The sequence below is a fragment of the Arthrobacter sp. CP30 genome (assembly GCF_053470025.1).
Window position 1 is genome coordinate 1 of sequence record NZ_JBQEMM010000018.1, and the last position, 12,280, is coordinate 12,280.

At 70.0% G+C, this 12,280-nt stretch carries 13 protein-coding genes, 1 pseudogene and 1 riboswitch; of the genes and pseudogenes, 4 read left to right on the top strand and 10 right to left on the bottom strand.

Going from position 1 to position 12,280, the window contains the following annotated elements:
- Nucleotides 1-51 precede the first annotated feature (51 nt).
- The gene (locus ACTIMO_RS16650; protein WP_448183129.1) at nt 52-1,440 is read right to left on the bottom strand and encodes an LLM class flavin-dependent oxidoreductase; all 1,389 of its coding nucleotides are present in this window, start codon (nt 1,438-1,440) and stop codon (nt 52-54) included.
- Between the two features lie 36 nt (nt 1,441-1,476).
- Nucleotides 1,477-1,590: riboswitch (SAM riboswitch) on the bottom strand.
- 97 nt (nt 1,591-1,687) lie between these two features.
- The gene (locus tag ACTIMO_RS16655; protein ID WP_448183130.1) at nt 1,688-2,446 is read right to left on the bottom strand and encodes an SDR family NAD(P)-dependent oxidoreductase; all 759 of its coding nucleotides are present in this window, start codon (nt 2,444-2,446) and stop codon (nt 1,688-1,690) included.
- Between the two features lie 130 nt (nt 2,447-2,576).
- On the opposite strand from ACTIMO_RS16655, the gene ACTIMO_RS16660 reads away from it, so the two are divergent.
- Both ACTIMO_RS16660 and ACTIMO_RS16665 read left to right on the top strand, forming a co-directional pair.
- On the top strand, nt 2,577-2,936 hold the full coding sequence (locus tag ACTIMO_RS16660; RefSeq protein ID WP_448183131.1) for an STAS/SEC14 domain-containing protein: 360 nt from the start codon (nt 2,577-2,579) through the stop codon (nt 2,934-2,936).
- Between the two features lie 81 nt (nt 2,937-3,017).
- Nucleotides 3,018-3,311 (top strand): GNAT family N-acetyltransferase, encoded by a 294-nt coding sequence (locus tag ACTIMO_RS16665; RefSeq protein WP_448183132.1) that lies wholly within the window; start codon nt 3,018-3,020, stop codon nt 3,309-3,311.
- Here the strand turns inward: ACTIMO_RS16665 and ACTIMO_RS16670 are convergent, their stop codons facing one another.
- On the bottom strand, nt 3,312-3,824 hold the full coding sequence (locus ACTIMO_RS16670) for a TetR/AcrR family transcriptional regulator (protein ID WP_448183151.1): 513 nt from the start codon (nt 3,822-3,824) through the stop codon (nt 3,312-3,314). It lies immediately after the preceding gene.
- A gap of 2 nt (nt 3,825-3,826) precedes the next feature.
- Between ACTIMO_RS16670 and ACTIMO_RS16675 the strand changes: the two are divergent.
- Nucleotides 3,827-3,961 (top strand): annotated as a pseudogene (locus ACTIMO_RS16675) (alpha/beta fold hydrolase); the annotation flags it as partial.
- A 134-nt stretch (nt 3,962-4,095) separates the two neighbouring features.
- Here the strand turns inward: ACTIMO_RS16675 and ACTIMO_RS16680 are convergent.
- The 3 genes from ACTIMO_RS16680 to ACTIMO_RS16690 all read right to left on the bottom strand — a co-directional run bounded on the left by ACTIMO_RS16680 (nt 4,096) and on the right by ACTIMO_RS16690 (nt 7,294).
- A complete protein-coding gene (locus ACTIMO_RS16680) occupies nt 4,096-4,857 on the bottom strand; it encodes an SDR family NAD(P)-dependent oxidoreductase (protein WP_055769699.1) in 762 nt (253 codons plus the stop codon).
- Nucleotides 4,858-4,907: 50 nt separating this feature from the next.
- Entirely contained in the window at nt 4,908-5,909 is a 1,002-nt protein-coding gene (locus ACTIMO_RS16685; RefSeq protein WP_448183133.1) for an acetamidase/formamidase family protein, read from the bottom strand.
- A 146-nt stretch (nt 5,910-6,055) separates the two neighbouring features.
- A complete protein-coding gene (locus ACTIMO_RS16690) occupies nt 6,056-7,294 on the bottom strand; it encodes a glycerophosphodiester phosphodiesterase family protein (protein ID WP_448183134.1) in 1,239 nt (412 codons plus the stop codon).
- A 255-nt stretch (nt 7,295-7,549) separates the two neighbouring features.
- Here ACTIMO_RS16690 and ACTIMO_RS16695 point away from each other — a divergent pair, with 255 nt between their 5' ends.
- Nucleotides 7,550-8,449 (top strand): serine hydrolase, encoded by a 900-nt coding sequence (locus ACTIMO_RS16695; RefSeq protein WP_448183135.1) that lies wholly within the window; start codon nt 7,550-7,552, stop codon nt 8,447-8,449.
- Between the two features lie 69 nt (nt 8,450-8,518).
- Here ACTIMO_RS16695 and ACTIMO_RS16700 read toward each other — a convergent pair whose 3' ends face one another.
- From ACTIMO_RS16700 to ACTIMO_RS16715, 4 genes are all read right to left on the bottom strand, one after another.
- Nucleotides 8,519-8,755, bottom strand: a complete 237-nt coding sequence (locus tag ACTIMO_RS16700; RefSeq protein ID WP_448183136.1) for a hypothetical protein — start codon at nt 8,753-8,755, stop codon at nt 8,519-8,521.
- A 102-nt stretch (nt 8,756-8,857) separates the two neighbouring features.
- Entirely contained in the window at nt 8,858-10,075 is a 1,218-nt protein-coding gene (locus tag ACTIMO_RS16705; RefSeq protein WP_448183137.1) for an NAD(P)/FAD-dependent oxidoreductase, read from the bottom strand.
- Between the two features lie 129 nt (nt 10,076-10,204).
- A complete protein-coding gene (locus ACTIMO_RS16710; RefSeq protein WP_448183138.1) occupies nt 10,205-10,672 on the bottom strand; it encodes a hypothetical protein in 468 nt (155 codons plus the stop codon).
- A gap of 141 nt (nt 10,673-10,813) precedes the next feature.
- Entirely contained in the window at nt 10,814-12,115 is a 1,302-nt protein-coding gene (locus ACTIMO_RS16715) for a CapA family protein (protein WP_448183139.1), read from the bottom strand.
- Between the last annotated feature and the right edge of the window lie 165 nt (nt 12,116-12,280).

Consider the following 12,280-nt stretch of genomic DNA (forward strand, 5'->3'; position numbering starts at 1 on the left):
AGCGCGGCGCGTATCCGACGGCCTACGCGGAGGTGCCGCCGGACGGGTGCGTCAGGGGCGGGCGGGCTGGAGCCGGTAGCCTGCACCGCGGTGCTCGGCGGGAAGCCGGTCACCCTTGCCGAACAGCTTCTGGCGGAGCGTCCCCTCCGCGTAGGCCGTCGGATACGCGCCGCGCTTCTGCAGCTCGGGCACCACGTGGGTGATGACGTCCTCGAAGGAGCCCGGCGTGATGGCGTAGGCGAGGTTGAACCCGTCCACGTCCGTCTCCTCGACCCAGGACTGCAGCTCGTCGGCCACCTGCGCGCCGGACCCGACGACCCTCGGCCCCAGCCCGCCGATACCGGCCCACGCGGCGATGTCGCGGACGGTCCAGGGGAGGCCGTCGTCGTTCACTTTCTGGAAGTTCGCCACCGCGGACTGGATGGCGTTGGACTGCACAGTGCCGATCGGCTCGTCGGGGTCGTAGACGCTGAGGTCGATGCCCAGCCAGCCGGAGAGCAGGACGAGCGCGCCCTCGTAGCTGACGTACTGCTGGTAGTCGGCGTGCTTGGCGTGCGCCTTCTCCTCGGTCTCGTCCGTGATGACGGTCAGCATCGTGTAGATGCGTACGGAGTAGCGGTCGCGCCCCTCGGCCTCGACGGCGTCGCGGATCCTGCGGACGGAGTCCTTCAGGAGGGCCTTCGTGGGCGAGCCGACGAAGACCGCTTCCGCGTTGCCTGCCGCGAAGGCGATACCCCGCGGGGAGGCCCCCGCCTGGTAGATGACGGGGGTGCGCTGGGGCGACGGTTCGCTGAGGTGGATGCCGGGAACGGTGAAGAACGTGCCGTCGTGCTGGATCTCGTGGACCTTCGCCGGATCGGTGAAGACGCCGGTCCTACGATCCCGGACCACGGCGTCGTCCTCCCAGGAGCCTTCGAGGAGCTTGTAGAGCACCTCGAGGTATTCGTCGGCGTGGTCGTAGCGCTGGTCGTGCTCCAGCTGGTCCTCGTGGCCCATGTTGCGGGCCGCGGAGGGCAGGTAGCCGGTGACGACGTTCCAGCCCACGCGGCCGTCGGTCAGGTGGTCGAGGGTGGAGAGGCGCCGCGCGAAGGGGTACGGGTGCTCGTAGGCAGTGCCGGCCGTGACGCCGAAGCCGAGGTGTTCCGTGACGAGGGCCATCGCGGAGACGAGCAGGAAAGGGTCGTTGACCGGCGTCTGCGTCCCTTGGCGCAGGGTCGCCTCGTTGGAGCCGCCGAAGACGTCGTAGGTGCCGAGGACGTCCGCGATGAAGATGCCGTCGAACAGGCCCTTCTCCAGTGTCTGCGCGAGGTCCGCCCAGTAGCGCAGGTCCTTGTAGCGCCAGGACTGGTCCTCGGGATGACGCCACAAACCGGGCGACTGGTGGCCCACGCAGTTCATGTCGAAGGCGTTGAAACGGATACGGCGCGGTGCAGAGGTCATGAAGGATCCTCATGTCTGGGGCACTGCCGGAAGGAAGCGCCATACTTGCCCGCACGGTGCATGACGGGCCGAATCCTCACCTGGGGCACCCCGCTACAGCGAGAGGGTTGCCGTCCAACAAACCAGGGTTTTGCGTTGGAACTCTTGATTCTGCTCCCGAGCCTAAGGGCGAGGCCCTGCGAGCGTCCATCGGCCGTCGTCACAGAACGTCACGAGGCCCTGTGGTGGACGGTCCGCCGGGCACGCCTCACCTCAGGTAGGACGCCCCGTTGGCGTCCACCACGGTCCCGCTGACCCAGAGCGGCGCGTCGGTGGCGAGCCAGCCCACCGTCCGGGCGATGTCCTCCGGCGTCGCCACGCGGTTGAACGGGCTCTGCGCGCGCACTACGTCCCCGCCCGGCCCGTCGAGGACGGTCCGGCCCATGTCGGTCTCGACGAACCCGGGCGCGACGGCGGCTGCGAGGATCCCGTGCGGCGCGAGGGCGACGGCGAGCGACTGCGTCAGTGCGTGCAGCCCCGCCTTGCTCGCACCGTAGGCGGGCGTGGCGGGTTCGCCGCGGTACGCGCCCCGTGACCCGACGCTGATGAGTCGTCCGCCCTCCGGACCTGTGGGGCGTCCGAGGAGGTGGCGCGCCACGAGCCAGGCGAGGTTCGCCGGACCGAGCAGGTTCACGTCGAGCGTGCGGCGCCAGGCCTGCTGCCATTCCTCGAAGGACGTGCCGTCGACGGGATGCGCCTCGAAGATGCCCGCGTTGTTGACCAGCACGTCGATCCCGCCGAGGTCGTCGACGGCGCTGTCGACGATGCGCCGGCATGCGTCAGGATCACCGACATCACCGACCACGACGGTGTGACCCGACCCGGGGAGTCGGTCGCGGACGGCCTCCGCCGCCGCCCTGTCCCGCCCCGCGTGCACGGCGATGCGGTGCCCCCGCGCGGACAGGTCCAGGGCGATGGCTGCGCCGATACCCCGACTGGCGCCGGTCACCAGAATGCTCAGTGTCATGCACAGGAGGGTACAACCTGCACGGCTCCGTCAGGGCGGAGTGGTCACCTGTGAACGGACGGAGCGATCCGGGGGTGCGTCTTGCTACGCTGGCGGATCAATGACCCCAGCCGCCGATCAAAGGACTCCGATGGACCCATTCACCGCGAACTTCGACCGCGGGATGCTGAGACTGCGCTGGCGACGCGGGGTCGAGATCACCCACCCGTACGCGGTCGCTGCGGCCGCGGCCCTCGCCGAGTTCCACGGACCGACGGCCCTGCCGCTGCTCGTCCACATGCACGGCATCACCGGCATCACTCCCGAGGCCCGGATCGGCATGAGCAGCTACCGCGGGTTCTCCAGGGTGGCGCTGGTCGGCCAGGACGTCGTCGACGAGGTGATGTCGGGCTTCTCCCACCGCTCCCCCACGACGACCCGGTACTTCACGTCGGAGACCGACGCCGTCGCCTGGCTCCTCGAATCGAGCTCGTCGCACGCTCCGGCCTAGCTCCCGGAAGCAGGAGCGGATCCGCGCACGCCCGCCGTCGTGCCGTTGAAAGCCTGTCGGCGCGGGTGCCAGAGTGGCTGCATGAGCAGCGAGCACCCCGGCCTGGACGTCACCGACAACGAGGCGAAGAGCCGTTACGAGGCAGCACTCGACGGTGATCCGGCGGGCATCGCCGCCTACGAGCTCTCCGGTGACACCATCGTCTTCACGCACACCGTCGTGGACGAGGACCTGGAGGGCCGTGGCGTCGGCAGCACCCTGATCCGCCACGCGCTCGACGACGCACGGAACCGGCACCTGACGGTGGTGCCCGAGTGCGAGTTCGTCGCCGCGTTCATCGACGACCACCCCGAGTACCGCGACCTGGTCGGCTGATCAGCCGGTAGGACGTGACGGGTGCGCGAGCGCAGCGTCGACGAGCACCTCGGCAGCCCTCCGTGCGTGGCCGGCGGCGTCCGAGGTGCGGGCGATCGCCGCCGTCGTCTGTGCACCCTCGGCGAGGATCGACAGTTGCGGGGCGAGATCCGACGGCGCTCCTGCGTCCGCTGCCAGATGGCCGACGTAGACCTGGAAGGATTCCTTGTGCCTGCGGGCGTACTCGGCGACGTCCGGGCTCACGGCACCCAGCTCCGCGAAGCTGTTGATGAAGCCGCAGCCGCGGAACGAGTCCTGCCCGAACCACTCGGCCAGGTAGTCGAACATCGCCAGCAGCCGGTCCCTCGGTGCGTCGGCCTGCCGTACCCGCGCATCCAGCCCTTCGGTCCATGACGCGTGCCACCGCTCGAGGACGGCCATGACGATGCTGCTCTTCGAGGGGAACTCCTGGTAGAGCTTCTTGAGCGAGACCCCGGCGGCCGTCCGCAGGTCGTCCATGCCGACGGACTGGATACGACGCGACGGGACGCGAGTTCACCAAGCGCCTGCCCGCCGCCGAGTACGTCGAGATCGAGGGTGCGCCCCACGGCATGCTCTGGACCCACGGTGCGGAGATCAACGGGATCCTCCTCCCGTTCCTCGCCACGTAGGCCCTGACCGAGGGGACAGTGCGCCGGTCACGTGACCGGCGCACGTCACCGGCGGCGCCACAGCCCGGCCCGCTGAATCCGGTCCGGGCTGCCGGCGTCCCCCTGCATCCGGTCGGGTGTGCAGGGCGCGCCCGTCAGAACTGGATACCGCGGGTGAGTCCACCGTCGATCAGGAGATTGGCGCCCGTGGTGCGGCTGGACCGGGGACTGGCGAGGAAGACGACGGCGTCCGCCACCTCCTCCGGCGTGCCCATCCGGCCCGTGGGATTGAGCCCCATCGCGGTGGCGAAGAGCTCCGGGTTACCGCCCTCGATGCTCTCCCACACACCGCCCTCGTGGTAGGTGTTGCCGGGCGAGACGGTATTCGCCCGGATGCCCTGCCCGGCGAGCTGGAAGGCGAGGCCCGCCATGTACGCGATCAGCGCCGACTTCACGGTGCCGTAGGGTCCGGAGGCGAAGTCCACCTCACGGCCGGACACACTCGAGATCGCAGTGATCGACGGCGTCGAACTCCTCGCCAGGTGAGGGAGGGCCGCCTTGACCAGGCGCACCGTCCCGAGCAGGTCGACCCGGAGGCTCGCCTCCCAGTTCTCCTCCGTGTCCTCGATCGCGAGCGCACTGACGTTGCTCACCACCGCATCGATCCCCCCGAAGTCAGCCGCCACGGCGTCCACCCAGCCGGCCACCGCCACCCCGTCGCCGACGTCGAGCACGGAGCCGCTGACGCGGCCCGACGACGACGCGAACGCCTGCTCGGTCGCCGCGACCTCGGCGGCGTCCCGTGCGCAGAACGCGACGTTCGCCCCCTCCGCGGCGAAGCACCGGACGATGGCCCTGCCGATGCCTTTCGTGCCTCCGGTCACGAGGGCGGTGGTGCCGGTCAGCTGCAGGTCCATGGTGCTCCTTCGGTCGGACTGGCGCCGGACGGGTGTCCGGGCGCGGGACGTCAGCGCAGGTCTGCGGCCTGGCGCCGGAGGTGTGCGTGCAGGCCCCCGTAGGCGTCGGCGGAGGGGAACAGTGCCTTGGGCGCCTTGACCACCACGCTGTAGTTCGCGTCGACGGCGTTGGCGATCGGCGCGAGGGCCGTCTGCGTCAGCAGCTGGTAGGCATCGAGCTGGTGCAGGCCGAAGAGATCACCGAACCAGCGCACCATCTCCACCTGCCCGATCCGCCACGAGTCCTCCATGGGACGCGAGGAGCCGACGGCGCCCCAGTGGTAGTCGGTCTCGATGCGCGGCCACGCCGGCGCACCGCCCTTGACGAGGTCCACGATGATGGTCGAATGCATGGCTCCCTCGACGGCCGTGCCGCACGCCTCGCCCTCGCCCTGCCGGTAGTGGCCGTCGCCGATCGAGAACAGGGCACCCTCGACGTTCACACCGAGGTACACCGTGGTGCCCGCCTTCACGTCCGGTGCGTCCATGTTCCCGCCGAACCGTTCCGGCACCAGGCTGGACCGCACCTCGCCTCCGGGAGGTGCCACCCCGACCGTCCCCAGCATCGGCTCGAGCGGGAGGGCGACCTCGAAATCCCCGCGTCGCGACTGGAAGCCCACCGTCCGCCGCTCGGTGTCCACGTGGTAGATCCACGTGATGTCCGGCAGCGGTTCCTGGAGCGTGGCGGTGCGGTCCGTGCTGGTCAGGCCGCCGAAGAACGGGATGGTGGCCGAGGCGCCGTAGGACCGGGCCGGCGTCAGATCTGCGATGTGGAGGGCCAGGGTGTCCCCCGGTTCCGCGCCCTCGACGTAGAACGGCCCCGTCTGCGGGTTGACGAAGTCGAGGTCCACCTTCTCCCCGCTGACGTCGTCGATCGAGGTGAGGGCGTTGTTGAACGCGTCCTCGGACCAGAGCCGCAGGGCGGTACCCGGTTGCACCCTCAGCACGGGGGCGCTGCCGCCGAAGGTGTAGACGAGCTGGTCCCGCCGCGGGTGGTACTCGATGATCTCCATGACCGGATGCTACGGGGCGGCCCCGACCCCGACAAGGGTCCGGCGCGGGCCGGCGCCCGACCTGCGTCCGGTGCACGCGGGGCAGGACACACGACGGCGCTGGGAGTGCACACCGCCGTCGCCCGCTCCGCGGGTACCGGGCCGGGTCAGTTGGCGAAGACGTCCAGCAGGCGCAGGTCCGCGCTCCAGAAACCGAGGGCATCCCCGCTGTTGTTGAGCACCGAGGCAGGCAGCCCGCTGTAGTAGGCGGCAGCCGTGTTGGTCCCCGGCCCGGTGTACACGCGGAGTTCGGCCCCGGGCTGGAGCACGTACCCGTCGCCCACGCGGAGGATGGTGCCGGCCGCGTCCCGGAGGAAGAACCCGCTGACGTCGACGGCCGTTCCGGAAGTGTTCCGCAGTGAGACGTATTCACCGGTCTCCGGCTGGACGTCGTCCCCCGGCGGGTTGTTCACGGCGCCGCTGATCTCGAGGCCCGCGCCCGGGAAGACCGGGAGACCGCGCAGGTAACGCCCGTTCTGGACGGGGAAGTCGGTGGTGATTGCGTCCACACCGAGATCGACCACTGCCTGCACGGCCTCCGGCGAGTTGACGGTGTAGGCGCTCATGGCGAGGCCCGCCGCATGCACACGATCGACGTCGGCGGCAGTGAGTACCCGGTAGTTGGCGCCGATCGAGTCGACGAATCCTGCCAGAGCCGCCAGATCCGCGTCACCGGGCACCGCACCGGTGAGCTGCTGCAGCGGGATCTGCGGGGCGAGCTCGGCGAACCGGCGATTGGAGGCCACGTCGAAGCCGATCACCTGCACCTTGTTCGCGGCGACGAGCTTCCGCCAGGACGGATCGGTCAGCAGCTCATCCGCGACCAGCTGCTCGATGCCCGGGGACCTCGAGGGGTTCTTGATCTCGATGTACACGCCCGTGGTGCGGGTGGCGATCTGGGCTGCGTCGTCGAGGTGCGGGATGCGCTCGCCGACGAAGCGCTCGTCGAAGAAGGAGCCGGCATCGAGCTGCTGGAGTTCGGCCCAGGTGAACGAGGTGATGGGGTCCGACGCACGGCCGGGAAACACGTCCTCCACGTCGGTCGTGCGGGCCGGGGTGTCGTCGTGGAAGAGGAAGGGCACGCCGTCGGCGCTGAGCTGGACGTCGATCTCGATGAAGTCCGCATCCGAGGACCGGCCCTCCTTGAAGGCGGCGACGGTGTTCTCGGGAGCCGTGCCGCCCGCGCCGCGGTGGCCGACGAGGATCGGAGCCGCCGCGTGATGGTGGGCGGCCCGCCCCTCCCGCTGATCTGCGCCGGGCGCCGCCTGGGCGGCGGGGGAGAGGATCGACAGGCCGACGGCAGCGGAGACAGTTGCGGTGATGGTGCGGATGGAACGGGAAGACATGGAGACGTCCTTCGGTCGGGAACGAGCAGGGAGCGGTCAGCACCTCCCGGTCCGATCCAAGCGCCCCCGTCGGACACGGCCCTCAACGCAGGATGAACGGGCAATGAAGCCCTGCACGGGGGCGCACTCCGATGTACCCGGCCCGGACCGTACCGGTCAGTAGGCTTGCAGCAGGCGGAGACGATCGGCCGGGAGCGATCGAGGTGCGCTCAGCCCGTGGTCACACGACCCAGCGCCGCCGGAAGGAGGGACAGGATGATGCAGGGCCGTCCCGGAGGTCACGCCATCGCACGCCGGGGACCCTCGACCCGGGTCCGGCGGAGACGCACCCTGTGGGGAGCCACCGCCCTCACGCTCGCCACCGTGGCGGTCCTCGTGCCCCTCATCCGGTCGTCGGGCGACGACGGATCGGGCGTGTCGGAGCCGGTCGCCGTCCCCACCGCACCGGTGGCTGCCGCACCGCCGTCGCTGGACCAGGACATGGCGGCGATCCTCGACGAAGCGGGCGAATATCGCGTCGGAGTAGCCCTTGCCGATGTGTCGGGCGGGGCCACGCGGACATTCGGGGACCGCGATCCGTTCTTCGCCGCCAGTACGGCGAAGATCATCACCGCGGCCGCCTACTACCACCGGGTGGAGACAGGGGAAGCGCGCCTGGACGAACCCCTCGGCGACTACGATGCCGCCTTCCAGCTCCAGGCCATGGTCAACACCAGCAGCAATGACGCGTGGCTCCTGCTCATGGACGCCGTCGGTCACTCCGAGCTCACGGCGTACGCCTCGTCGCTCGGTGTCGAGTACGACCCGGAGGAGAATCTACTGACCGCCGCGGACATGGCTCTGGTGCTGCGTCGGCTCTCCGCGGGTGAACTCCTCGACGAGGAACACACCACGGAGCTGCTCGGCTCCATGCAGGACACCAACGAGGAGGATCTCATCCCGGCCGGGTCCCGCCCCGACGTCCTGGTGCAGCACAAGTACGGGCAGGTCGCGGGCGAGCTCCACGACGCGGCACTCCTCACCTACCGCGGATCCACCGTCGCCCTCGTGGTCTACACGGAGGCACCCGAGGAGGGCAGCACGTCCGAGCAGACCGAGCTCATCCGCGCGGTGACCCGGACCGCCGAGGCCGCCCTGTTCCCGACGGGCAGCTGAGGATCGGCGAGGCAGGAGCCTCGCCCCGGGCTTCCGGCCGGACGGTAGTCCTGGCCGGTGGCCACCGGCCTACTCCTGCCCGTGCGCCCGGTCATCGGTTCGGCCCTCGGGGTCCGTCACCCGCCCGCGCGGTCCCACCGGACGCTCGGCGGCACGCCATTCCCTCCGGGTGAGGAGCTTCTCCCCCGCCGGCAGCTCGCGCCGGTACCTCCGGTAGGTCCTGCGGTCGGAGGACCCCCAATACGGGAAGGACTCGATCACCAGCTCGAACACGATCCTGGCGACGAGTCCGATCACCTCGATCACCGCACGGCCCTGCCTGACTGCTTCCCCCTGGTCATGGCTGAAGCCTACGGCCCTGCTGCCGCCCTGGCCCTGTACTGGAGGAAGGCCGGGCGTCGGTGGTTCCTAGGCGCGTCCGCGCAGGATGAGGTTCCAGTACACCTTCGGCAGCAGGACCCGCTCGGCGATGAAGGTGAGGCGCCGTTCACGCGCCAGGTTGTCCCAGCCCGGCACGGTCGGCATGGGCGCGTACTTGTCGTCGAACTCGGAGAACACCACGGTGTTCTTACTGACGACGAACGGGCAGGCCGAGTACTGGTTGTACTGCGCGGTGGGCTTCTTGCCCTTTAGGACGGCTTTCAGGTTCTTCGCGAGAACCTTCGTCTGCATGCGCAGGGCGGCTCCGGACTTCGAGTTCAGGGTGGACGCGGCATCACCGAGGGACCAGATGGCCGGGAAACGGGGGTGACGGAGGATGAGGGGATCCACCTCGACGAAACCGCCGGGATTGCCGGGGGCCGGGAGGTCGGTGGTCTTCAACCATTCCGGAGCGGACTGCGGGGGAACGGCGTGCAGCACGTCGTAGGCGATGGTCTCGGATGCTCCGGTCGCGGTGTTCGTGAGCCCGACGGTGCGGCCCGACGGGTCGACGGACGCGAGTTCGGTGCTGTACCGGACCTCGATGCCGTATTCGTCGATCTTGCGATTCAGCTCCTCGTCGATGATGTCCATGCCGAAGATCGTGGGCGTGGCGACGGCGAGGACCACGCGGATGTCCCCGAGAACGCCCTGCCGGCGCCAGTGGTCGCAGGCGAGGTACATCGGCTTCTGGGCGGCGCCGTCGCAGGATGCCGGACCCGGCGGCTGCGTGAACACGACGGTTCCGCGCTTCAGGTCCTTGAACAGCTTCCAGGCCTTCGGGGCCAGCTCGTACTCGTAGTTCGATCCGCCGTACGGTCCCTCCATCGCCTCCTTGAGTCCGGGGATGGAGGTCCAATCGTTCTGGATGCCGGGGCACACGATTAGGTGGTCGTAGGTGACGGCGGAACCGGACTCGAGCAGCACCGTGCTGGTGCCGGTGCTGACGTCCGTGGCCTTGTCCTGGATCCAGACCACGCCCTGGGGCATGACCGCCGACTGCAACCGCACGGCCTCGAACGCATCAGCCGTCCCGCCGGCGATATGGGAGAACAGGGGCTGGTAGAGGTGGCGGCTGCGCGGCTCGACGACGGCGACGTCCTTCACGTGGTACCGCAGGAGGCGCCCGGCGAGGGACACACCCGCGTTGCCGCCGCCGATGATGAGGACCTGGTGGTGGCGCTTCTCCCCGGCGGTGGGCACCACGGGGACCGTGCGGCCCGCGGGCGCGGCATTCGTCCTGGAACCGATGACAGCTACCTCTTCCGTTTCACCCTGCGCGGCCTGTCCTCCCGACAGTACCGCCCGTCACCGACACCGGGCAGGGAAGATCCGTCAGTGCGCAGGAAGGTCCGCGGACGGACTTTCTGCGTGTCCGACGACGCTCGGCCCGTGGGCGGGCCGGGCGCCGTTCTCGTCCGCCGGTGCAAGGGACAGCACGGTCAGCAGGAGGTAGAGGATCATCAGCCACACAGCGAGTCCGGTGCCGCGCCGACGTCCGACGACATGGAGGGTGCGCACGCTCCGACGTCCGGGCGCGGCGGGAACGACGGCGGAGGCCGCAGCCGCGACGGAAGGGCCGATGCCGTCGGGATGCGAACCGGACGATGGGGTGCTACCGGACGGTGTGGCGCTACCGGACGGTGTGGCCCGACCGGTTGCTCCGGGCCAGGCCAGGTGAGCTCCTCCGACGGGCTGCAACCGTGACCGCTCGAACCGATACAGCTCGACCTGGGCGTGGGTCAGTTCCCGGCGGAGGAACTCCGCGGTCTCGGCCGCGCGCCGGGCGCCTGGTTCGTCCATGGAAGAACGAGGGCGGTCGTCATCGCCCGGCATCACCGTGTCCCTGTCCCCATGGAATCAGTCTAGGAAGGGCAAGCCCCCGTGACCCGCAGTGTCCGCTCAGGATCACCGCAACGGGCGGTGGCACCGCCGTCGGGACGCCTATCGGGAGCCCGCTTCCTCGGACAGGTCCCATGGCCGCGCTCCGTCCTCCCGGGCGCCGAGCGACTCGACGACCGATCGCGTCCGTTCCCGTGAGGCAGCCTCCCGCTCGGGCGACGAGCATTCCCCCGGCGGACGGTCCGGCGCCAGCGCGCACCACCGGTAGGGGTCACGCTCGATCAGCGACGGTAGCCAGACGAGGTCCGTGACGGCCCAGGCACCGGCGTCGTCCCTGCTGAAACTCGCCCGGACGGTGATCCCCTCGTTGTTGACGTCGTACACGGGTGAGAGTTCGGTGACGCCGTTGCCCAGGCCGTACACGATCCACGTGCCGTTGTACTTCTCGATCGGCTGGACGGTGTGTGCATGGTGTCCGTAGAGGAGATCGAACTCTCCACTGTCGGCCAGTGCATGGGCGATCCCGACCTGCTGCGCGTTCGGCGTCGGCACGTACTCGTCGCCCGCGTGGACGGCGCCGAGCACCACATCCGCCCCGGCTGCTCGCGCTGCCCTCGCCTTGGCGATCATGACGTCGGCGTCGAGCAGGTCGACGCGCCACGGCTGGTCCTGCATGAGCCCGTTGAGGCCGTAGGTCGCCTCGATGACGGCGACACGCGCCGCGGGCTGGTCGAGGATGAGCACCTTCGCCGCGTCCTCCTCCGTGGCATAGGACCCGGTGTGCTCCAGCCCGGCAGCGTCGAGCGCCGCCAGGGTCCGCAGCAGCCCCTCGGTTCCCGCGTCGATCGAGTGGTTGCTCGCGGAGGTGCAGGCGTCGTAGCCGACGTCGGCCGCTGCCGTCAGGATCTGGGGCGGGACGTTGAACTGCGGATAGCCGCTGAAGGGGCCGTCGGGACCGGCGACCGGCGTCTCGAGATGGCAGATGGCGAGGTCCGCCGTCGCCAGGTAGGGCCGTTGGCCGGCGAGGAGTGGCTCGAAGTCCAGCGCGCCCTTCCCCGTGACGGCCGCATCGACGGCCGCCTGGTCCCACAGCTGCGGGTGCACCAGGAGATCACCGCTGACGACGACGTCGAGGCAGCCGTCGCAGGCGATCGTCGCCGGTGCATCAGCGGTTGGTCCGGCGGACACTGTCGCCGACGGGCTCGGCGCCGGACCGGCCGAGGCACGGGCGGACCCGGAGGACGATGGCGTGGCGGTCGTAGCGCCCGATGTCGGTTCATCGGTGCCGCTCGGCGGGGACGAGCAGCCGGCGAGCACCAGCGCCGCCACCAGGAGCGCCGAGGCCGGGGCCGTAGGGCCCACCCGCGACGGCCGGCGCTCTCCTGTCATCGGTCCGTATGTCACGCCACCACCTTCCAGGGTGCGGGCCCGGCGTCGACGCCGGGCCGGACCGGCCTCGATGCTCCGGGGATGAACGGCGGAGCCAGCCGGTCTGTTTCCGTAGCCGCCATTGAACACCATGGCGCCGTCACTTCGCATCGGACGGCCTCCGGCCGACCAGCGGCATCC

Coding starts and splice junctions, on each gene's coding strand:
- ACTIMO_RS16660 (WP_448183131.1), top strand. CDS start 2,577: ATGGACCCATTCACCGCGAACTTCGACCGCGGGATGCTGAGACTGCGC.
- ACTIMO_RS16650 (WP_448183129.1), bottom strand. CDS start 1,440: ATGACCTCTGCACCGCGCCGTATCCGTTTCAACGCCTTCGACATGAAC.
- ACTIMO_RS16655 (WP_448183130.1), bottom strand. CDS start 2,446: ATGACACTGAGCATTCTGGTGACCGGCGCCAGTCGGGGTATCGGCGCA.
- ACTIMO_RS16665 (WP_448183132.1), top strand. CDS start 3,018: ATGAGCAGCGAGCACCCCGGCCTGGACGTCACCGACAACGAGGCGAAG.
- ACTIMO_RS16680 (WP_055769699.1), bottom strand. CDS start 4,857: ATGGACCTGCAGCTGACCGGCACCACCGCCCTCGTGACCGGAGGCACG.
- ACTIMO_RS16695 (WP_448183135.1), top strand. CDS start 7,550: ATGATGCAGGGCCGTCCCGGAGGTCACGCCATCGCACGCCGGGGACCC.
- ACTIMO_RS16710 (WP_448183138.1), bottom strand. CDS start 10,672: ATGGACGAACCAGGCGCCCGGCGCGCGGCCGAGACCGCGGAGTTCCTC.
- ACTIMO_RS16685 (WP_448183133.1), bottom strand. CDS start 5,909: ATGGAGATCATCGAGTACCACCCGCGGCGGGACCAGCTCGTCTACACC.
- ACTIMO_RS16690 (WP_448183134.1), bottom strand. CDS start 7,294: ATGTCTTCCCGTTCCATCCGCACCATCACCGCAACTGTCTCCGCTGCC.